The sequence below is a fragment of the Terrisporobacter vanillatitrophus genome, assembly GCF_051148895.1.
Taxonomy (GTDB): Bacteria; Bacillota; Clostridia; order Peptostreptococcales; family Peptostreptococcaceae; genus Terrisporobacter; species Terrisporobacter vanillatitrophus.
Genome location: NZ_CP154625.1, coordinates 1510590 through 1530855 on the forward strand (window position 1 = coordinate 1510590; position 20266 = coordinate 1530855).

At 30.1% G+C, this 20266-nt stretch carries 20 protein-coding genes; 15 read left to right on the forward strand and 5 right to left on the reverse strand.

The genetic code is table 11. The features are described 5' to 3' along the window. Window positions 1-134: 134 nt before the first annotated feature. On the reverse strand, window positions 135-1538 hold the full coding sequence (gene gdhA / locus TVTCOM_RS07505; RefSeq protein WP_434799223.1) for an NADP-specific glutamate dehydrogenase: 1404 nt from the start codon (window positions 1536-1538) through the stop codon (window positions 135-137). Between the two features lie 483 nt (window positions 1539-2021). Here gdhA and TVTCOM_RS07510 point away from each other — a divergent pair, with 483 nt between their 5' ends. Continuing rightward, a complete protein-coding gene (locus TVTCOM_RS07510; RefSeq protein ID WP_434799224.1) occupies window positions 2022-2432 on the forward strand; it encodes a molybdenum cofactor biosynthesis protein MoaE in 411 nt (136 codons plus the stop codon). A gap of 405 nt (window positions 2433-2837) precedes the next feature. Continuing rightward, window positions 2838-3380 carry a hypothetical protein gene (locus tag TVTCOM_RS07515; protein WP_434799225.1) on the forward strand — a complete coding sequence of 181 codons (543 nt, stop codon included), beginning with the start codon at window positions 2838-2840 and terminating at the stop codon, window positions 3378-3380. A gap of 54 nt (window positions 3381-3434) precedes the next feature. Here the strand turns inward: TVTCOM_RS07515 and TVTCOM_RS07520 are convergent, their stop codons facing one another. Beyond that, window positions 3435-5558, reverse strand: a complete 2124-nt coding sequence (locus tag TVTCOM_RS07520) for a glycoside hydrolase domain-containing protein (protein ID WP_434799226.1) — start codon at window positions 5556-5558, stop codon at window positions 3435-3437. Window positions 5559-5800: 242 nt separating this feature from the next. Here TVTCOM_RS07520 and TVTCOM_RS07525 point away from each other — a divergent pair, with 242 nt between their 5' ends. After that, a complete protein-coding gene (locus TVTCOM_RS07525) occupies window positions 5801-6238 on the forward strand; it encodes a hypothetical protein (protein WP_434799227.1) in 438 nt (145 codons plus the stop codon). A 1041-nt stretch (window positions 6239-7279) separates the two neighbouring features. On the opposite strand, the gene TVTCOM_RS07530 is transcribed toward TVTCOM_RS07525, so the two are convergent. Continuing rightward, the gene (locus TVTCOM_RS07530; RefSeq protein WP_434799228.1) at window positions 7280-7855 is read right to left on the reverse strand and encodes a TetR/AcrR family transcriptional regulator; all 576 of its coding nucleotides are present in this window, start codon (window positions 7853-7855) and stop codon (window positions 7280-7282) included. Window positions 7856-8073: 218 nt separating this feature from the next. Between TVTCOM_RS07530 and TVTCOM_RS07535 the strand changes: the two genes are divergently transcribed. From TVTCOM_RS07535 to TVTCOM_RS07560, 6 genes are all read left to right on the forward strand, one after another. Beyond that, on the forward strand, window positions 8074-8511 hold the full coding sequence (locus TVTCOM_RS07535) for a cupin domain-containing protein (RefSeq protein WP_434799229.1): 438 nt from the start codon (window positions 8074-8076) through the stop codon (window positions 8509-8511). 31 nt (window positions 8512-8542) lie between these two features. Continuing rightward, complete coding sequence (locus tag TVTCOM_RS07540) at window positions 8543-9265, forward strand: carboxymuconolactone decarboxylase family protein (protein ID WP_434799230.1); 723 nt, start codon at window positions 8543-8545, stop codon at window positions 9263-9265. A gap of 34 nt (window positions 9266-9299) precedes the next feature. Then, the gene (locus TVTCOM_RS07545) at window positions 9300-10274 is read left to right on the forward strand and encodes an alpha/beta hydrolase (protein WP_434799231.1); all 975 of its coding nucleotides are present in this window, start codon (window positions 9300-9302) and stop codon (window positions 10272-10274) included. Between the two features lie 341 nt (window positions 10275-10615). Further along, a complete protein-coding gene (locus TVTCOM_RS07550) occupies window positions 10616-11383 on the forward strand; it encodes an epoxyqueuosine reductase (RefSeq protein WP_434799232.1) in 768 nt (255 codons plus the stop codon). Window positions 11384-11874: 491 nt separating this feature from the next. After that, a complete protein-coding gene (locus TVTCOM_RS07555; RefSeq protein ID WP_434799726.1) occupies window positions 11875-12285 on the forward strand; it encodes an Abi family protein in 411 nt (136 codons plus the stop codon). A gap of 71 nt (window positions 12286-12356) precedes the next feature. After that, a complete protein-coding gene (locus tag TVTCOM_RS07560) occupies window positions 12357-13604 on the forward strand; it encodes a DUF1232 domain-containing protein (protein ID WP_434799233.1) in 1248 nt (415 codons plus the stop codon). 137 nt (window positions 13605-13741) lie between these two features. Here the strand turns inward: TVTCOM_RS07560 and TVTCOM_RS07565 are convergent, their stop codons facing one another. After that, window positions 13742-14167, reverse strand: a complete 426-nt coding sequence (locus TVTCOM_RS07565) for a CBS domain-containing protein (protein WP_434799234.1) — start codon at window positions 14165-14167, stop codon at window positions 13742-13744. A gap of 65 nt (window positions 14168-14232) precedes the next feature. Next, the gene (locus TVTCOM_RS07570; RefSeq protein ID WP_434799235.1) at window positions 14233-14787 is read right to left on the reverse strand and encodes a hypothetical protein; all 555 of its coding nucleotides are present in this window, start codon (window positions 14785-14787) and stop codon (window positions 14233-14235) included. Between the two features lie 295 nt (window positions 14788-15082). Between TVTCOM_RS07570 and TVTCOM_RS07575 the strand changes: the two genes are divergently transcribed. From TVTCOM_RS07575 to TVTCOM_RS07600, 6 genes are all read left to right on the forward strand, one after another. After that, window positions 15083-15331 (forward strand): hypothetical protein, encoded by a 249-nt coding sequence (locus TVTCOM_RS07575; protein WP_434799236.1) that lies wholly within the window; start codon window positions 15083-15085, stop codon window positions 15329-15331. A gap of 164 nt (window positions 15332-15495) precedes the next feature. Continuing rightward, complete coding sequence (locus TVTCOM_RS07580; RefSeq protein ID WP_434799237.1) at window positions 15496-16845, forward strand: B12-binding domain-containing radical SAM protein; 1350 nt, start codon at window positions 15496-15498, stop codon at window positions 16843-16845. Between the two features lie 730 nt (window positions 16846-17575). Beyond that, complete coding sequence (locus TVTCOM_RS07585) at window positions 17576-18433, forward strand: Rpn family recombination-promoting nuclease/putative transposase (protein ID WP_434799238.1); 858 nt, start codon at window positions 17576-17578, stop codon at window positions 18431-18433. Between the two features lie 277 nt (window positions 18434-18710). Further along, the gene (locus tag TVTCOM_RS07590) at window positions 18711-18881 is read left to right on the forward strand and encodes a hypothetical protein (RefSeq protein WP_434799239.1); all 171 of its coding nucleotides are present in this window, start codon (window positions 18711-18713) and stop codon (window positions 18879-18881) included. A gap of 97 nt (window positions 18882-18978) precedes the next feature. Continuing rightward, complete coding sequence (locus TVTCOM_RS07595) at window positions 18979-19485, forward strand: GNAT family N-acetyltransferase (protein ID WP_434799240.1); 507 nt, start codon at window positions 18979-18981, stop codon at window positions 19483-19485. Between the two features lie 270 nt (window positions 19486-19755). Continuing rightward, complete coding sequence (locus TVTCOM_RS07600) at window positions 19756-20223, forward strand: MarR family winged helix-turn-helix transcriptional regulator (RefSeq protein ID WP_434799241.1); 468 nt, start codon at window positions 19756-19758, stop codon at window positions 20221-20223. Window positions 20224-20266: the final 43 nt, after the last annotated feature.

Here is a 20266-nt window from a genome sequence, read left to right on the forward strand (position 1 = left end):
ATTATGTTTGAGAATAGAGGACAATCTAATTAGTCATGTGAGTGTGAAGAAATAGATTTCAAATGTAAAAAAGCAAGTAATTATCCATATTTGGAAATTACTTGCTTTTGATATTCATAATATAACAGATTTTATTATATTATACCTTGGCTCATCATAGCGCTTGCTACTTTTAGAAAACCTGCTATATTTGCACCTACCACATAGTTGCCTTCTGAACCATATTCTTTAGCAGCATCTTTAGATGCCTTAAATATATCCACCATTATTTGTTTTAATTTTCTATCAACTTTTTCAAAGGTCCAAGTAATTCTCATACTATTTTGTGCCATTTCTAAAGCTGAAGTTGCAACTCCACCTGCATTAGCTGCTTTTGCTGGAGCTACTAGTACATTATTTTCTATTAAATAATTCAAAGCGTCATTTGTGCAAGGCATATTTGCACCTTCACCTACTGCTATTACATTATGCTCTACTAATAATTTAGCAGTTTCTAATGTTATATCATTTTGAGTAGCACAAGGTAGGACTATGTCACAATCTAGTGTCCATATATTTTGTTGATTTTCAAAATACATAGCGCCTTCTTTTCTTTGCACGTATTCTTCGATTCTTTTTCTTTCCACTTCTTTTATTTGTTTTACTATTTCTACATCCACACCATTTTCATCTACTATATATCCGTTTGAATCTGACATAGCTATTACTTTAGCGCCTAATTGCTCAGCTTTTTGGGCTGCATATATGGCAACATTTCCCGAACCAGATATAACTACTTTTTTACCTTCAAAACTATGTCCATGTTCTTTTAACATTTCATCTACAAAATAAACTAGACCATATCCAGTGGCTTCTGTTCTTGCTAAAGAACCACCATAAGGTAAGCCCTTACCAGTTAAAACACCAGATTCATTGGCATTTTTAAATTTTTTATACTGTCCAAATAAATATCCGATTTCTCTTCCTCCAACACCTATATCCCCAGCTGGAACGTCCACATCTGGACCTATATGTTGTTGTAACTCAGACATGAAACTTTGGCAAAATCTCATGATTTCTCTATTTGATTTCCCCTTTGGATTAAAATCAGATCCACCCTTTGCTCCACCTATAGGTAAACCAGTAAGTGAGTTTTTGAAAATTTGCTCAAACCCTAAGAATTTAATTATACTTATATTCACAGATGGATGGAATCTTAGTCCACCTTTGTAAGGCCCTATTGCACTATTAAATTGTACCCTATATCCTCTGTTTACTTGAATATCACCCTTATCATCAATCCAAGGAACTCTAAATATTATTTGTCTTTCTGGTTCTACAAGTCTTTCTAATATTTTCTCGTCCACATACTCTGGATGTTTTTCTAATACTGGTTGTAAAGTTTTTAAAACCTCTTCAACGGCTTGATGAAATTCTTCATCGCCTTTATTATTATTTTTCACTAAATCTATTATGTCATTTATGTATTGACTTAAATTAAATTCAGTCATAGGCACCTCCAATAAATTGAATATTGGTTCTTTAACACATATAGTCATATATTATCCCCCCTTAAATTTTTTGTTGATACATACAATTGTATACAAAATTAAGAAAATTTCAATAATTTTACGTGAAGTTTTCAGAATATTTAGAATAATATACAAAATACTTATTAATTTTAATGCGGTTTTTATAAAAAGCCTTATAAAATTAATTGATAGCAACTGAGCCACTGAGTGTCTCAGAATTTCCCCCGGGGGTGCAGTTCTTCACTGTTCTTTAGCAAAAAGTAAATGACTCGCATATTACGCACACAATACTATTGCACAGGCAGATTTTCATTTGTTTGATTCATTAAAAATTGAATTATATGTAATGTTATGCTAGCATGGAATTGAGTTTCATTGAAACTTGTTGCAGGCAAACCGCAATTCTTTTAATATATAAAGGAGAAATGCTTTTCATTAGCGAAACGAAATACTGTGATATTAAGAGATATTGAGAGAAAAAGAAATTTTATTAAGGAAGGGTATTAATTAATGATTAATGAAAAAACGAAAAAAGTATCACCATCTATAGATGAATGGCTTAAAGAAGCAAAAGCGGATCCAATGGCTATACAGAATGGGATGTTTTTAGTCCATAATGGCGTTGTGCGTCATACACCCAAAGCCAAAGTCCGCGAAGGGCTTGATGATGGTTCGTTGGTAAAAGGAATGGAATTTGCATATGATGCAGCGAAAGTGAATGCGATGATTGCTGAAACTTATAAAATGGATGGCATCTTCTATGTTAAAGTTTGGCTTAATGAAGGCCAGCTAGAGCTCGGTGATGACATAATGTATGTACTGATAGGTGGCGACATCAGACCACATGTTGTCGATGCCTTACAATTCTTGGTTGGAAAGATCAAAAACGAATGTGTTACCGAAATCGAACAAAAATTTTAAATGACGTTAGGTTGTCCAGGCAGATATTAGCAACTGAGCCACTGAGTGTCTCAGAATTTCCCCCGGGGGTAAAGTTCTTGACAGCTTATGTCAAGAACTTGCTATTATTTAATTAATGTATGATATGTTTAAATATCATACATTAATTAAGAAGTATTTTTATTTAAAAATGTCAATCTATCAATAAAAATATAATTATTTATTTAGTTTATGTCGATTATTTACGTCTAAAATACTCATCAAAACCTATATTTAACGAACACTCTATAGTCAACTTTTATTTATTTTTATCTTAATATGCATGAGTTGCATGTTATGATAAAGTTATTAATGATATCATTATAATAAGGTTTATCAATTTTTATAATACGATTCTTTCTATAAATAAATTATCAAGGGGGCATTATGATTAAAAAAATTAGTATTACATTATCAATTATAATAATAGCGATCGGAGTATTTTTTAGTATATTGAATGTAACTAAATCAACAAGTAAAATAACTCATTCATTAGAACCATTTCATGAAACACTTAAAGAACCAAGTTCTCTTAGTGTTGTTGATTACTCAATGAGACAAGAAGGATCTTCGGGGAAAATATCAAGAGAAGAACGATATAAGATATCTGTACTAGTAGAAGATTATGAAACAATAGAGAAAATAACCAATATGTTAAATGACAAATCAGTTGAAACAATTGAACCATCGGAATTTTATATGTGTTATGAAAATATAGGTGATAAAGTTAGATTCCATATTGAAGCAGCAGTTGATGGTAATGTTTCATCCAAATACTATCATCCATATAATATATTTATCCTAAATGATTATACTTTATACATACAAAGCCGTAAAGGCACAGAAGTTAGATGCTTAAAAAGTTCAGTTACAAGTGATGAATATGAATATATATATAACTTATACTCATCATTACCAAAAAAGAAGTAGAGTTAATCTACTTCTTTTTTGGTACAATTTAAATAAACTAATTATCTATTCTTTTTATTGTAGAGCAGGAGCTGAACTAAGCATCTGCAATAGACACGCTATAAATTCAACCGTTGCGACAACAATACCACTTGTTGCAAGAATGCCTCCCGCTTCTAATAAAAGATACCCTACAGCTACTGCCAGTATAACTTTAGCAGCTGGGTTGGCTTTTGACTCAACAGTATCAACAAGTTCTTGTAAATCATTATTAAAATCGTTTGAATAGAAAGTACTACTTAAGGTAAACTCAGAAACAACATTCTCTGAATATTCTGCTTCCTTTTCAAATGTTAATTTCATCTGAAGTCCTATACCATACTCAGTATTTTTGTAACCGAATGAAATAGTTCCGTTATCCATTACACTTGTAATATTTTCGTAAAATTCTTTTATTTTTTTTCCAAGAGGAATCCATGCTAGACCGTTTAATACTGTATCAAGTAGAGACAACTCAAATTTACCATCAGACACTTCAAAACTAAATAATGAATTGCCTCCACCCACAGATACGGACCCACCACTTTCAAAAACAACTGTATCTTTACCTATATTTATCTCTTTTTTCCATGTCAATGAATCTGGAACAGAAATCTCTACATTAAACAATTTTAGTACATTTGAATATATTGCTTTGACTGTTGGATAATTACTCATATAACTGACACATGTATCTCGTCCTGAATATAAGTTATTGTCAATTGCTATAGCTCCATCACCTGAACCAATAGTACATTCTTTTATTTGATCAAATGCCCAGTTCTTAGGAAGTGGGTAACCTAAATTTCCAGAAAAACCTGATGCTAAATCACCTACAAAACTAGTTTCAGCATACCCTGCATTAGATACTCTAGAACAAATATTTCTAGCACCATAGACACCTATTTTATAATTATGAGGATTGTTAGAAGAAAACGTATTATGTATTGCCCTAAAGTAAGGAATAATATTAGTTGAAACATCTCCATCCATAGCATCAAAATCTACAGCAAAATAAATTGTAGAACCATTTGGAATCTTATATTCTCTTGCATTAATTAAACATTCTGTGGCATCTAAATTTCCTTGAATTGAATTAAAGTAACTTAAATAATTTCCTGATTTTTGAAAAATAGGGAACCAGTTCATATTATTTTTTAATATTAACTCAATCTCAGGCACCGTTACTCTTTTACTTTCACCACCAGCTATATACCTACCAGCATATTTATATCCATGAGCTTTTAACGTGTCAATTCTTGCTTGATTTAATGGAGTAGCACAGTCAAAAGCCTGTCCTTTTCTATCCCTATCTCCATGTGATAATAATAATGACATCCATGTTTGCTTACCACAATAACCATCAGGAGTTAACATATGGAATGATTGGAATTCTTTTAGAGCAGCAAGTGTTCCATTTCCAAATACACCTGTAAAGCCTGTAGGATCGAATGTATTACAGTATAGGCAGTATTGCATTATTCTTACATAAACAGCATTCTTACTTCCTGGAGCTAAAGTTGGCAAAGATGCTTGAGTTCCAGGCCCAAAAACACCGTTAGGTTCAGCTATTCCTCCCTCCACTTGAAGAGCATATATTAGAGCTTTGCATGTATCTCTTCCATAGATACCATCAGTAGGTCTTAAACCTATCCATTTATAATAGTCTCTGTTCAGCTCCTGTTGTATTTGTCTTATCTTAGGGTCACCAGAAGTAACTAATGCAAATGCATCCATGTTTAATAAAGCTTTAAATATCATAGGATTTGCAATACCGTTAACATTCGCCCCTGCTAAACCAGCAGATACTTGAAATCTTTTTATCCCTGCTTCAGTTTCATCACCAAAGATACCTTCTTCAAAATATCCGGGAGAGAATCCTTTACACCACATAGCTCCTTGAAGTATATAAACTAATCGTTGTGTTTTATCACTAGGAATCAGATTTTTTTGTAAAGTTGGGCATGCTTCCTCTGTAGCTGGTCCAAATGTTCCATTTGGCGTACTTATTCCTGTCTCTATTTGTAAAGCCCTTATCAATCCCTTTATTGTATTCCATCCAGTAAATCCATCTTCATCAAGTGTAACCCAGTTAGGGTTGTTAGAATATGTAGAATTCAAATATCTCTGAGTTTTTAAAACCATTTCATCTTTTACCATTTTATTATCACTCCTTTTTCTTTTATCTACTATTTAAGAATGCTGTATTTTTTATTTTGTAAACCTTTAAATCATTTTGAATAAAAATATTTATTTAATAAACTTGCTTTACAATTACGTCAAAAAACTTTTTAATTAGTCTAGTAATATATTTTTTTATAAATAAAATAAATCATTGCACATTACAGGATAATCAATTACGGTATAATTAATCAAATTTTTATGTTGAAGGAGATTTTAGTATGAATTTAAAAATAGTTAGTATATGTATAGTAATAGTGTCAATTTTTATGTTTGGCTGTAGCAAAAAAAACGATTCTCCATCTGATACATCATCAAGTTTATCAGCAGAAAATGAAGATAATAAACAAAATAAGATTGAGGAATTAAAAGAAAAATTATCTAAGGCTTCCAACTATGGCGAATCTAATCCAATAGAACGTACTATGGATGAATCTATAGAATATGCAAAAAGTAACTTACCAGAAGGTATTAAAGAAGTAAAAAGTACCTTTAACTCTGATAACGGAACGACTCAAGTTATATATGAAGAAAATGACATGTATTTTCGTGTAACATATATGCACCCATTTAAAGAAGATGGAAATAATGTAGATGAGTATGATTTAGAAAAAACAGTAGGAATAACTCTATGGATGAAAGAATCTTTAGATAAATAAATTATTTAAATAAAGTGTGTACTTTTATTATTAGCAACTGAGCCACTGAGTGTCTCAGAATTTCTGCCTGGGGTGCAGTTCTTGACAGTTTATAGACTATTAAAATCACTAGGTTGATGACATTGCCCTTGAGGGGTGGCGTTCTAAAATGCGGATTTTACACTTTAAGACAAATTAACCTGATGTTTCCAACGGGTTAATTGTTTTTTATACATTTAATTCATTTTGATAGAGTATTTGTTTCTATTTAAACCTTTAGACCAACCTAAATTTAACTGCTTGTTAAGACTTATTATATTTGATAAATAATCCTAGCATTATTAAGTAAATAACTATAAATAAAAGTGAGTATATGTTTAAAGAAAAGCCATAACTTTTATAATATACAGTTATGAAAGTTATAATACTTAATAGTATTATAATTTTATGTGTGAGAGAAAAATTCATAGATTTACTCCTTTAATTAATAAAAAATTAATTTTCATTCTTTTTTTTATAATGATAAAATACCCCCTTAATTTATATTTAATATATTTATTCTACTTTAATATGATAGGAATCCTTTAATTTTTATAAAATTAATAAAGTTTTATTGAAAAATAGAAATATGCCAAATTCAATAGGAACCATATTTTATAGGCAAAAATAATAGATAAAAAGCTTATTAATAAATCAGAGTATATTTCTTCATGGTTATTTTTTAACAAAAAAAGAGCCACACAGAAGTGTAGCAATTTTAGAAAGAGGTTCTCCTCTATGATGCCCTGTAGTGAAGTTCTTGATAGTTTATGTCAAGAACTTGCTAATTGAGAAAATCACTATATATATCAACTATAAAAATTATGAAGAAATGGACATCTCCAAACTCTAATTGGGCGTCTACTTTAGGCCAGCTCACAATTATGTTTGGAGACGGAATATGAAAGAACAAAATATTGGTATATTTCTTACGGTTCTTGTTTGTAAAGGTTTTTGCGAACTCACTTTTTCCCATCCCTGCAATTCCAGTCACAATAAGGAGTGTATGTTCCTAAAGTTTTTTCACTTTGCTATTTGATCAACACCAAAAGTTAGTAATTCTCCACTTAATTTAATCAGTCGTTCCAAAGGGATTTTTTTCCCATCTAAAACCCATTGACGATACATGTTAATAGAACTCCCAGATAAGAATGTATTGATGAGATTCTGTTCTTCCTGTGGATATTTTGCATAAGGATTGTAGCGACTCCTATTATGCTGTAGAAAGGTATTCTGAAAAGCTTTATTGCAAAAATCCTGATATTCGGGAGCGCAAATCAGGCGTTCAATATATGGTTCGCTATGAGCAAGAAACTCAAAAAAAACACGGTTTACTTCCAACATAGGCATTGGAAGTGGGACTGCGTCTATTTTTTTGTAATAAGCGTCGGCAATATCCCCAAGCATATCTTCAAACAATGCTTCAATTGACGTATAGTGCAGATAAAATGTTTTGCGGTGGATCTGTGCACGTTCTGCTAATTCTTTGATTGTGATTTCAAAAGGATTCATTTCACAAATCATATCTTTGAATGTATTCTTAATTGCAGCTCTTGTTTTCTTAACTCTTAAATCTATTTTTCTTCCATTATTTTTCATAAAATCAGGCTCCTTTGTATAAATAATATCCATTGCAAATAATTGTGTGGCATAAACCACTTATTTTATAAAGTTGGAAATTGAAAATGGTTAATACATTTATTATAATATCCATAAAAGAATAAATCAACACGTGGATATTAAAATGCCATTTGCGGTTACCATGGCAGAATAAAAAGTAACAAAAAAATAAATAGATTCGAAAGGAAAAATATAAAATGAAAATTAACAATGAACAGGAATTTGAGCAGATTAATGTTTTTGGAAAAGGTATGGAGAACTCCATGTTTGCACAATATTTTGTAGGAAATTCTTACCTAAATCCATTGACAAAACCAGGTGAGACACCAGTGTTTTTAGCAAACGTAACATTTGAGCCAGGATGTCGCAATAATTGGCATATCCATCATGCAAAATCTGGCGGTGGACAGATGCTAATCTGTACAGCTGGTGAAGGCTGGTATCAGGAAGAAGGAAAAGAAGCAGTAAGTCTTCAGCCAGGTTCATTTATCATGATCAAACCAGAAGTAAAGCATTGGCATGGAGCAAAAGCAGACAGCTGGTTCTCCCATATCGCAGTAGAGGTTCCTGGAGAAGAATGTTCCAATGAATGGTGTGAACCTGTATGTGATGAAGAATATGGTAAATTAAAATAATAGTAGATTCTTATCTAGAAAGGAAAATAAGATGGAAGATAGATTTGGATTACAAGCTACGGACCCGGAATTTGCAGAGAGAATGGAAGCATTTGCACTGAATGAAGTTGTAAATGAACCAGGGATGGAACTGGACGATAAGACAAGAAATATTGCTATCATGGCATCATTAATGGGATGTCAGGCAATTGATTTATACAAGGTTGTATTAGAAAAAGCATTAGATGGTGCAGTTACACAAGTAGAAGCAAAAGAAATTGTTTATCAGGCATGTGACTACTTAGGATTTGGAAAAGCGTATCCATTTATTCAGGCTACCAATGAGGTTATGAAGAATAAAGGAATTGCATTACCACTGGAAGGACAGGCAACTACAACAATGGAAGACCGTCTGGAAAAAGGTGTGCAGGCACAGGTCAGTATTTTTGGACCGGCAATGAGTGAAGCATACAAAGCAAGTCATATCAACCGCTGGCTTGCAGCCAACTGTTTTGGAGATTATTACACAAGAACAGGCCTTGATTTAAAACAGCGTGAGATGGTTACATTCTGTTTCCTTTTAGCACAGGGAGGTTGTGAGCCACAGCTTACCAGTCATGCAATGGGAAATATTGCTCTTGGAAATGATAAACTGTTTCTGATGAAAGTGGTATCCCAGTGTATACCTTATGTGGGTTACCCAAGAACTCTGAACGCAGTGACTTGTATAAACAATGCATGGGAACAGATGGAAAAGATGATACAGAAAAAATAAAATAGAAGAAATGATGATACAGGAGGATATTATAATGGAAAATCAAAAACTTGAATTAATACAGGAATGGGACAAAACCTTCCCCAAAAGTGAAAAAGTAGATCATAGTAAAATTACATTCCACAATCGTTATGGAATTACATTGGCAGCAGATATGTATGTGCCAAAGAATGCCCATGGAAAGCTTGCGGCAATCGCAGTTGCAGGACCTTTTGGTGCAGTAAAGGAACAGGCATCTGGTCTTTATGCACAGATTATGGCGGAAAGAGGATATCTGACAATTGCATTTGATCCATCTTATACAGGCGAAAGCGGCGGAGAACCAAGATACGTTGCATCCCCTGATATTAACACGGAGGATTTTAGTGCAGCAGTAGATTTCCTTTCTGTACAGGATAATGTAGATCCTGAGAAAATCGGAATTATTGGAATCTGTGGATGGGGCGGAATGGCCTTAAATGCGGCAGCCATGGATACCAGAATTAAAGCAACAGTTACATCTACCATGTATGATATGAGCCGTGTAACTGCAAATGGATATTTTGATTCCATGACAGAAGATGAGCGTTATGCAATGAGAGAACAGTTAAATACACAGAGAACTGTTGATTATAAAAATGGCAGCTATGCACTTGCTGGTGGTCTTCCAGATGCAGTTTCAGAGGAAGCTCATTTCTTCTTAAAGGATTATTTTGATTACTATAAAACAGAACGTGGTTACCATCCTCGTTCCCTGAATTCAAACGGTGGCTGGAACATGACATCTTCTCTGTCTTTCTTAAATATGCCAATTCATTGCTATGCAAATGAAATCCGCAATGCAGTTCTTGCTATACATGGAGAGAAAGCACACTCAGTATACTTTAGCCAGGATGTTTTTAAAAAACTTAAAGGTGATAACAAGGAACTTATGATTATTTCAGACGCGGTTCATACAGATTTATATGATAAACTGGATGTAATCCCATTTGATAAAATAGAAGAATTTCTTAAAACAAATTTAAAATAAACAATCAATAACTGTCGGGCACAAAGAGATTTTTGTAAAGGAAGAAATGAAAAACACAATTAATATTATTGTGAATTAAGCTAGTAAATATTTGCTAGCTTTTATTTATTTTATAAAAAAATTTTATATATGTTATAATGAATATATATGGTAAAAATTGGATGAATATAGTAAAAATAATATCAAGTCAAGTCATTGGAATGACTTGACTATGATGCCTGAGGGTGCAGCTCCTGACATAAAATGTCAAGAACTTGCTACTAAGTGCGCTTTTTACTACTAAACACGTTTGTGATAAAATGCAATTGTATACTTACTAATTTTCCTAGATGGAGGTAAATATGGTTAATGATGTTATTAAATTAATTAATGATTTTGTTGTACAGTATCAGGAAGTTCAACAACCGGAAACTATTTGGAGAGCACCAGTAATTGGGTTTGCTGATGCCAATGATGAAAAGTTTAAAAGCTTAAAACAAATTATTGGACCAAATCATGCATTACCTCAAGATATTGTTCCCGGGGCTAAAAGTGTAATCGTCTTTTTTCTTCCTTATTCTGAGGAGATTATTAGAAGTAATATTCCTAATGAGGAAAGTTCGAGAGCCTGGGATATTGCCAATATTGATACCAACAATCTTATTATAGAATTGAACAAATTAGTATATGACTGGATTGAGAAACAAGGATATCACGCTTCTCTTTTACCACCTACATATAATTATGACCAAGAAAAGTTAATTAGTGATTGGTCCCATAAAAGTGCCGCATATATTGCAGGTATTGGAAAATTTGGCGTTCATCATGTATTGATAACAGAACAAGGATGCTGCGGTAGAATGGGTAGCATCATTACGGATATGAAACTAGAACCAACTAAATTTATTGATGAGGAGTTTTGCTTATTCTATAGAAATGGAAGTTGCAAAGTGTGTATCAATAGATGTCCTAACCATGGGTTTGAGCTTGAGGAATCATCTGTCAAATATGATCAATACAAGTGTAATGAACAGATCTACGACAAGATAGTCCCCATATATCCCAGTGGAACAGGAGATGCTTGCGGAAAGTGTATGTGCAATGTACCTTGTGCAACTAAAATACCATAAGAAGTTATTTAATCAATAAGAAGATGCAAAATGCAAAAAGATATAGAAGAATTAATAATTAGAAAGGTTACCGAATAAAATCAATAAAAAACTTTAAAATTCTATAACAACTTAATGCTAAAAATAAACACTAAGCAAATAAAATTCCAATGATTTTTTGTATACTTTTCTATGGAAAAGATATATAATTATAGTACAGAACTTGTGAAGCCTCTACAAGTATGCTCAAATACACAAGACAATTGTTTTTTTAAAGAGCCCGTCAGGCTTATATATGCCCAAATAGACAGGACTGAATATTATCCACTAAGTTTAAATGCTTAGTGGTTTTTTATTATAATATATTAGGAGGAGCTTTGAGTGACTTTATTAATACTGAAAGAACCCAAAACTTTTGACGAACAAATGGATTTATTAAAATCTAGAGGTTTAATCATAAAAACAAGCTTTTTATAAAGCATCATAATGATAAATATAATGGGGTTTTACCTATATGGGTAGCTGTAGAAATAATGTCATTTGGAACATTGTCAAAACTCTATTCAAATATGTTACCACAAGATACTACTTACATAAAAAAAGAATTGTGCAATATAAATCCTAAATTAGTTAATTCATGGCTACATTCATTGACTCATTTAAGAAATGTATGTGCTCACTATGGTAGAATTTACAATACTTATTTTCCAACAATAAAAATAAAAAATACTGATAAAAATAACGTGATTAACGATAAACAAATTTTTGCATATATACTAGCAATTAAACATTTAATCGCTGACAAGGCTGTTTGGAATGATTTTTTTATAAAACTTCAGGCTTTATTTTATAAATATAATACTTGTATTAATTTAGAGTTTTTAGGATTTCCTGAAAATTGGGTTAGCATACTTTCTTTATAGTACTGAGGGATAAAAGATCAAAATAAGAAAATAAAAAATATAATAGGAATTATTTATTGGGAGAGTACAAAATGAAATATATATGTCCAGGATGTAATGAAGAATTTGAGATAAGTAAGGCTAGTTTAATAATGTGTCCTTATTGTGATATTCCTATAATAAAGGAAAGTGAATATAAAAAAATAAAAGATACTTTACAAAACAACAAATATACAGAAGATGATTTAGAAGATATACTAAAAACTGAATCTAAAGTATATGAAAAGATAAAAGGAACTCCATTAGAAAAAGTAACAGAGTATATTGAAGCCATGTACAAGCTATTAAAAGATCCAACAGCACAATGGAAGAGTAAGGTAGTAGCTTTAGCATCTTTAATATATGTATTTAATCCAGCAGATATAATACCAGATATAATACCAGCTCTTGGACTAGTAGATGATGCAGGAGCAATTATGATAGCTGTAGGAGTTTTAGGTAAAGCTATAGAAAAGTATATGACTGAATTAAATAATAAAAAAGGCAAAAGTGATAAAACAGTTATATATAAATTAAAAGGACAAACCTCTACAGATGAAACTACTGGAATTCAAAAGAAAAATTTATTTATATGGAATATACCTTCTAGAAAGAGAAATGACATCTATGCACAACTGATTACAGGAAAAATGATTAATGGAAATGAAGTTTATGTGTTAAATAGAAATGTAGGAGAGCATTTAGTTCCAGCAAATGATTTTGATCAATATATTACGGATAGTATATTTAATGAAGCCACAATGATATTTAAAGCTTTGGGGGTTGAAAAAATTACATGTACAAGAAAAATAGCTACTGCAACAAATAAAAAAATAGCATCAAAGGCTGAATTCAAAACAATATTTGATGGTGAAAATTATACAAATATAAAAGATGTAAAAGTACAGGAAGATAAAATAGAGAGTGTTTTTGAAAAGGTGGATTTAAGTGAAAGTCTAAAAAATACAGATTTTATAGATAAGTTAATATGGTATTTTACAGATAATTCTATTATAAGTGATACTATATTCAATGAAAGATTTATACTAGGATTAAAAAGAACAAATATTAATAGAAGTTTAGAACTTAATTCTGTTTTAGATGTGGACAGTAGAGCGAATATAAAAAAATACTGTGAAGGTATGAGTACTATAAATATTAGTGAATGTGCAAAAATACAGTGGAATATTGATGTTGAATATCACTCATTGTCTGATATAGATAGCCAACATTTAAAATCAATATATGAAGATATTAAAAGAAAAATTAATATAAGAAGAGAAGAAATAGAACAGTTTTAAAGGGATATATAATAGAACAAAATACTATGATAGTGAAAATAAACATTGGATTTAAGGTATTGCCAAAACTGAATATCACCCCTTAAAATAGACACAGGATAAAAGTATCTGCAAAATCTAATTTAAGGGGTGAGTTTTTATTTTATTTCATTACCTGGTTTTGAAATCGAACTTAAAGCTTGGCCAGCTTCATCAACATGTATATTTACATTAGCTAAATCACCTAAAGAAAGCATACCAACAATCTTATTATTTTCAACTACTGGTAATCTTCTAATTTGATTTTGAGCCATTAAGCTAGCTGCTTCATGAGCATCTGTATCAGAGCCCACGCTTACCATATTTCCACTCATTACATTTTCTACATTTTGATTAGTATTATTTCCAGCAACACTTCTTAAAACGATATCTCTATCTGTTATTACTCCAACAGGAGTTTGATTATTATCACAAACAGGAACTATTCCAACATCTAAAGATTTCATAATATCTGCTGCATTTGTTATATTAGAACCTGTTGTTACATAGGATACATCCTTTGTCATTATATCTCTTACTTTCACAGTTAAACCCTCCTTTTTTCAAATCAATATTATCTTTTCCTTTTAAAGAGAAGATATGCTTATAATTATTGATTTATTTTTTTTAAGAAATACCCACTCATTATAAGGCAACCAACCAAAGCGTCAATCATATCGTGCATAGTATCTTTTAGCCCACCTGATTGAGTATGCCTACCAAATAATACATCTAACATATACTCAATTATTTCCAAGAAACCAGATATACCTAGACCAAAGAAAAGAAGAAGTATAAGAATTATTATTTTACTAGATGAATTTTGTATATTTAAAAAATTTAATATATTCCAGCCTATTTTAACAGTTATAAATCCTGACCAAAAATGCAAAAAGTCATCATAAATTTTTATTTTGTCATAAAGGTTATAACAAGATCCTAATAAGAATGAAGATAAGATAAATAAGTTACCAAATATAAATAAACTTTTATCTATTATAGGATAATTTTTAGAATATAATTTATTTAATACAAAGAGTATAATTAAACAAATTGCACTCAATCCACTTTTTCCATATTCACCTTTAAATATAAAGAATATTATTGAAAAAATATATATAATATAAAGTATTAATTTAAAGATATTAACTTTTTTATCTTTCATATTTGCACCTACCATTTAGAATATTTATATTTATTATGTGTAAATAGCATATAAATCATTTAGAAATTTAAAATAGCTATATTATTATCTAACTAACATTAATTTATCCTATTAGATGCACATATAAGTGTAAAAGGTAATAAAGTTGAACTGGAAAATGAGATATTATCTAACTTTGACATATATATTTAAACTTTAGATAAAATGAAAAATGAAATTTAAATAAAAAAGATTTCTTTTGGAGTGTTTTCATATACAATGAAATTATAGAATTTTATATAGGGGTGTAGGTTATATGAATAAAGAGGGAATAGTAGCTTATGTTAAAAGATTTGCTAGATACCTTATAGTATTAATCCTGATGAATATCAGTTTTCAATTACTCAAATATAAGGGTATCGGTATGTTAGTAGAGTTGGAGGAAGTGAGTTTCCTAAATATATTATTAACGATAGTAGGTGTAGTTGGAGTAATAGGAACAATATTATATACGGCAAGAGATATTGCTATATGGCAAGAAGAGAAAAAAAACAAATTAAAATAGAATAGAATCTGTAGAATCTTAATAAGTCAAGTCATTGCAATGCTTTGACTAGGATGAACGGGGGTGCAGAACTTGACGCCCTTTGTCAAGTTCTTACTAGTAATAAAATATTAAATAATAGAAAGATAAACTAATATAAAAGCTTGAAGGGGAGAATAGACATTATGAAAGTAAAATTTATTTTACCTGCTTTAGAAGAAGCAAAGAGTCCTTTTTGGAGACCAATAAAATATTCCCTTTTTCCTCCATTAGGTCTAGCTGTCCTTGCATCATTATGTAGTGAATTTGATCATATACAGATTGTGGACGAGCATGTTGAAGAAGTAGATTTAGAAGATAATCCTGATTTGGTATGTATTGAAACATACATAACCAACGCATATAGGGCATATGAAATAGCCGATAGTTATAGGAGTAGAGGGATAAAAGTTGCTATAGGGGGGTTACATGCTACTTCTATGCCTGAGGAAGCAAAAAAACATGCAGATGTTTTACTTCTAGGTCTTGGAGAAAAGAGTTTCCCTAAGTTTTTGGAGGACTTTAGAAAGGGAGAGGAATTATCAATTTATGAGCAGGGTGATGTGTCCTTAGATTTTTTACCTTTGCCAAGAAGAGATTTATTTAAAAGTGAGAAGTATCTTGTTCCAAATTCAATGGTATTTTCAAGAGGATGTCCTAACAAATGTTCTTTTTGTTATGTAAGTTCATTTTATAAGGGGGGAAAATCTTTTTTTGCATACAAAGTGGATAGGATATTAGAAGAGATTGACAGTATGCCAGGAAAGCATTTATATTTTCTTGATGATAATATATTTGCAGATAAAAAATTAACAAGACAGATTTTTAAAGAAATGAAAGGAATGAATAAAGTTTTTCAAGGTGCAATAACTGTGGATTCAATTCTTCAAGATGATACAATAGAACTTGCATATGAAGCAGGATTTAGAAGTGCTTTTATAGGTTTTGAAAGTATTAATAAGCAAAGTTTAATTCAAGCAAATAAGAGATCTAATATAGGGCAGGATTATTCTAAAGTAATAAAAATATTAGATGAACTTGGAATAATGATAAATGGAAGTTTTATTTTTGGATTAGATAATGATACTGTAGATGTTTTTCATAGAACTACAGAATGGGCAGTTAAAAATGGGATAGCTACAGCAACTAATCATATTCTTACACCTTATCCAGGTACTTCAGTATATGACAAAATGGATAAAGATAATAGAATCACAAGTAAAAATTGGAAAATGTATGATACGAGGCACTTAGTATTTACTCATCCTAATATTACAAAAGAAGAAATGGAAAATGGATATAGCCAAGCATACAAAAACTTTTATAAGTGGAGTAATATATATAAATCTTCAAAGGAACATGAGGAAATTAGGATGAGATTAAAACATTTTACTTATGCAGGATCATGGAAAAAATTTGAACCAGTATGGAACTTTATAATTAAGAATGAACTTCTTGGAAAGACTAGAGGTGCCTTAGTAAAAACGTTGAAATAAATAATATATTATAAAACTTATGAAATAGATTAAGGAAACAATAGTATAGTATTATAAAGTTAAATATTAAGGAGTTTGAAATAATAGATTTAAGGGATAAAGCTAATAACTCTTAAAATTACACATACCTGTGGTATACATTGCTTTAAAAAGAAATGAATATAGTGATAGAGTTAGAATAAAAAGGGGGAGTTATGATGAATCCAGTAGTAGCTATAAACTGGGAGCTATTATTACAAATTATTGTTACTATAGCTTTGTTATTATATATATTAATTAAAATAGTAAAACACATATTAAAATAGTAAATTTATAGAACAAATTTGATTTACTATTTTAATTAAATTATTTATAGATTTAATTACTGGATTTTCATATATCATAATGGGGTTATTAGTAGTATTAAAAATAATATCAGGAAGGTATCTTATTTTTGTGGTGCTTCTATTTAGTACTTTAAATAATTTAATCAATTATAAAGTTAAAACTCAGGTAAATAGTTAAAATCAGAAGTTATAAAGGTAAATTCCAATTTATAGAGTATATTTGGTGAACAATCTTAATATATTATGAAACAAGGGATAGGAGCATGCGCTCCTATCCCTTGTTTCATGTATAAAGTCATAAGTAGCTATAAAAAATATTAAAAAATCAAATAATAAATTGAATACAAACATACGTTCCTGTATATAATTAAGATAAATATGACAAATATTCTCAGGAGGAGCGTATGAATAAATTATTAAGCCCCAAAAACGATGTAGTCTTTCAAAAACTATTTGGAGTAAAGCAACATGAGAAAATACTAATAAGTTTCCTAAACTCAATATTAGAACCATCGGGCAATGACAGAATAAAAAGTCTCACATTTGAGGAAAAAACTTTAGATGTGTCATTGATAGCCAGTGAAAAATTAAGCATACTAGATATAAGGGTTATAACAGAAAGTAATGTAAATATAAATGTAGAAATACAACTTATAAATCAGTATAATATGATAAAGAGAACCTTTTATTATATGTCAAAAATGCTTTTAAAACAGTTAGTAAAAGGCGATAATTATAAGGATTTGAACAAAACAATTACTATAAATATAGTGGATTTTAATTGTATAGATAATGAAAGTTTTAAAAGCTGTTTTCATTTTTATGAAGACACAACTAAAAAAATATTAAGTGACATTTTGGAAATTCATTTTATTGAATTACCTAAATTTAATGAAACAGAAAAAGATTATTGTGATAAATTACATAAATGGTTAACCTTCTTGATAAATCCAGAAGGAAAGGAGATGGATCTATTGAAAAAAGAAGATAATGAGATAAAGGAAGCTATGGATATACTTTATCAAATAAGTGGTGATAAAGAACTAGTTCAATTGGCAGAAATTAGAGATAAAGCAATACGAGATGAAAATGATAGGTTAGAAGGTTCTAGAGAAGAGGGACGAAAAGAAGGTATAAAAAAGGAAAAAATAGATACTGTATTAAGGTTAGATAGTCTTGGCTTATCAATAGAGCAGATTGCTAAAGGTGTAGAATTAACTAATGAACAAGTTAAAGATATATTAGATAAAAAGTCAAATTAATTCTTATAAGAAAAAGGTATTACCTAAAGCTAGGCAATGCCTTTTTTTATGCAAAAAACAGTGACTTAGGAATAATGGAATACGAATGGATATATAGTGGTGAAGAGTATCTATTAAGAACCCAAATTAAAAGAATTTTATAACACAAGCTAATGAAATGAAAGGACCATTGGCTTGTGTTATAATTATTCTAGTAAGTTATTGGAAAATATAGACAAATAAATATAAACTTAAAAATAATGAAATGTACAAATAATATTTTGAAGGGGGAAAGAAAATGATAAGTATTTCGTGGCAATTACTGTTTCAAATTATAAATACTATATTATGGATTTTAATTCCAATTGCTATCTATAGACTTATAAAAAAATATAAAGAAAATAGAGCATTACTAAATAAAAGAATTAGTACTTTAGAGAAAAAAGTTAATGATTTAGAATGTCGATAGTTAACGATTTTATTATTAGATTAGCCTAATAAATTCCAATCTATAGATCCGATTTGGTGAACAATAGTTATATGTAAAGGTGGTGCAGTATATAATAATGTATTTAAAAACGAAAATACCAGATTTTGAAATAAGGTTTGCAACTGAAAAAGATACTAAGCTAATTCTTATGTTTATTAAGGAATTAGCAGTCTATGAAAACTTATTAAGCGAAGTCATTGCCACAGAAGAGGTTTTGTATAATTCTTTATTTATAAAAAAACAAGCAGAAGTAATAATAGGAGAATATAATGGAGAACCTGTTGGATTTGCTTTATTTTTCCACAATTTCTCTACATTTTTAGGTAAAGCTAATTTGTATCTTGAAGATTTATATGTACAGCCACAAATGCGTGGATTAGGACTTGGAAAATCTTTATTTTCAGCATTAGCACGTATTGCTATAGAACGAGATTGTGGACGATTAGATTGGTGGTGTCTTGATTGGAATGAATCATCTATAAAATTTTATAAGAAGATGGGTGCAATTCCAATGGATGATTGGACAGTATACAGAGTTGAAAATCAAGCACTTGAAAAGTTATCAAAAGAATTGGATGAATAAAGGGAATCAAAAGATATTAATAATAAAATGTACCCTATAGAGTAGACAATTAATAAAAAGGTCTGCGCTATAGGGTATTTTTGTATATAATCAAATAATAATTAATAGAATTGGAGAAGTTTTAATGAGTATCTTTTTACATTTTGTTTACAATAAAAACATAGATAGGCTAAGCATTATATTACAATACTTGACAAGTCAAGTACTTATGATTATAATATAGTTGATATATCAAGTATATTGCAACAGTATATAAGGTGGTGAATATGGTTGGAAAATAAAGAAAGCAGAAGTATTGGAAGATGGATTTCTGTAATTCATAGACAATTTCAAATTTATATAAATAATCAGTTGAAGCCCTATGATTTAAATTCATCGGAATACCCTTATTTAGTCAATCTAGCTACTAATGAGGGTGTTAGCCAAAAATACTTATCTGATATTTTATGCGTTGATGAGGCATTAACTACAAGAGTAATAAAAAGTTTAGAGCAAAAAGAATATGTAATTAGAGAAAAGAGCTTAGAGGATAAAAGGTCATACAATATAAGATTGACTGAAAAAGGCAAAAAAATACAGCCAATAATAATGGATAAACTTAAATATTGGACAGAAATTTTATCTGAAGATATGAGTGAAGAACAAGTGGATTTTGTAATTCATACTCTCAATACAATGGCAAATAAAGTAATAGTTTTTAATAAAAGGGAGAAAAATAAAAAAAATCAATTGAAATAGCATCCAACAAATTTAAATAGTTGTGGCAAGGAGGGGTTGTGAC

Coding starts and splice junctions, on each gene's coding strand:
- TVTCOM_RS07595 (WP_434799240.1), top strand. CDS start 18,979: ATGTATTTAAAAACGAAAATACCAGATTTTGAAATAAGGTTTGCAACT.
- TVTCOM_RS07570 (WP_434799235.1), bottom strand. CDS start 14,787: ATGAAAGATAAAAAAGTTAATATCTTTAAATTAATACTTTATATTATA.
- TVTCOM_RS07585 (WP_434799238.1), top strand. CDS start 17,576: ATGAATAAATTATTAAGCCCCAAAAACGATGTAGTCTTTCAAAAACTA.
- gdhA (WP_434799223.1), bottom strand. CDS start 1,538: ATGACTATATGTGTTAAAGAACCAATATTCAATTTATTGGAGGTGCCT.
- TVTCOM_RS07560 (WP_434799233.1), top strand. CDS start 12,357: ATGAAATATATATGTCCAGGATGTAATGAAGAATTTGAGATAAGTAAG.
- TVTCOM_RS07580 (WP_434799237.1), top strand. CDS start 15,496: ATGAAAGTAAAATTTATTTTACCTGCTTTAGAAGAAGCAAAGAGTCCT.
- TVTCOM_RS07590 (WP_434799239.1), top strand. CDS start 18,711: ATGATAAGTATTTCGTGGCAATTACTGTTTCAAATTATAAATACTATA.
- TVTCOM_RS07540 (WP_434799230.1), top strand. CDS start 8,543: ATGGAAGATAGATTTGGATTACAAGCTACGGACCCGGAATTTGCAGAG.
- TVTCOM_RS07530 (WP_434799228.1), bottom strand. CDS start 7,855: ATGAAAAATAATGGAAGAAAAATAGATTTAAGAGTTAAGAAAACAAGA.
- TVTCOM_RS07575 (WP_434799236.1), top strand. CDS start 15,083: ATGAATAAAGAGGGAATAGTAGCTTATGTTAAAAGATTTGCTAGATAC.
- TVTCOM_RS07520 (WP_434799226.1), bottom strand. CDS start 5,558: ATGGTAAAAGATGAAATGGTTTTAAAAACTCAGAGATATTTGAATTCT.
- TVTCOM_RS07515 (WP_434799225.1), top strand. CDS start 2,838: ATGATTAAAAAAATTAGTATTACATTATCAATTATAATAATAGCGATC.
- TVTCOM_RS07545 (WP_434799231.1), top strand. CDS start 9,300: ATGGAAAATCAAAAACTTGAATTAATACAGGAATGGGACAAAACCTTC.
- TVTCOM_RS07510 (WP_434799224.1), top strand. CDS start 2,022: ATGATTAATGAAAAAACGAAAAAAGTATCACCATCTATAGATGAATGG.
- TVTCOM_RS07550 (WP_434799232.1), top strand. CDS start 10,616: ATGGTTAATGATGTTATTAAATTAATTAATGATTTTGTTGTACAGTAT.
- TVTCOM_RS07535 (WP_434799229.1), top strand. CDS start 8,074: ATGAAAATTAACAATGAACAGGAATTTGAGCAGATTAATGTTTTTGGA.
- TVTCOM_RS07525 (WP_434799227.1), top strand. CDS start 5,801: ATGAATTTAAAAATAGTTAGTATATGTATAGTAATAGTGTCAATTTTT.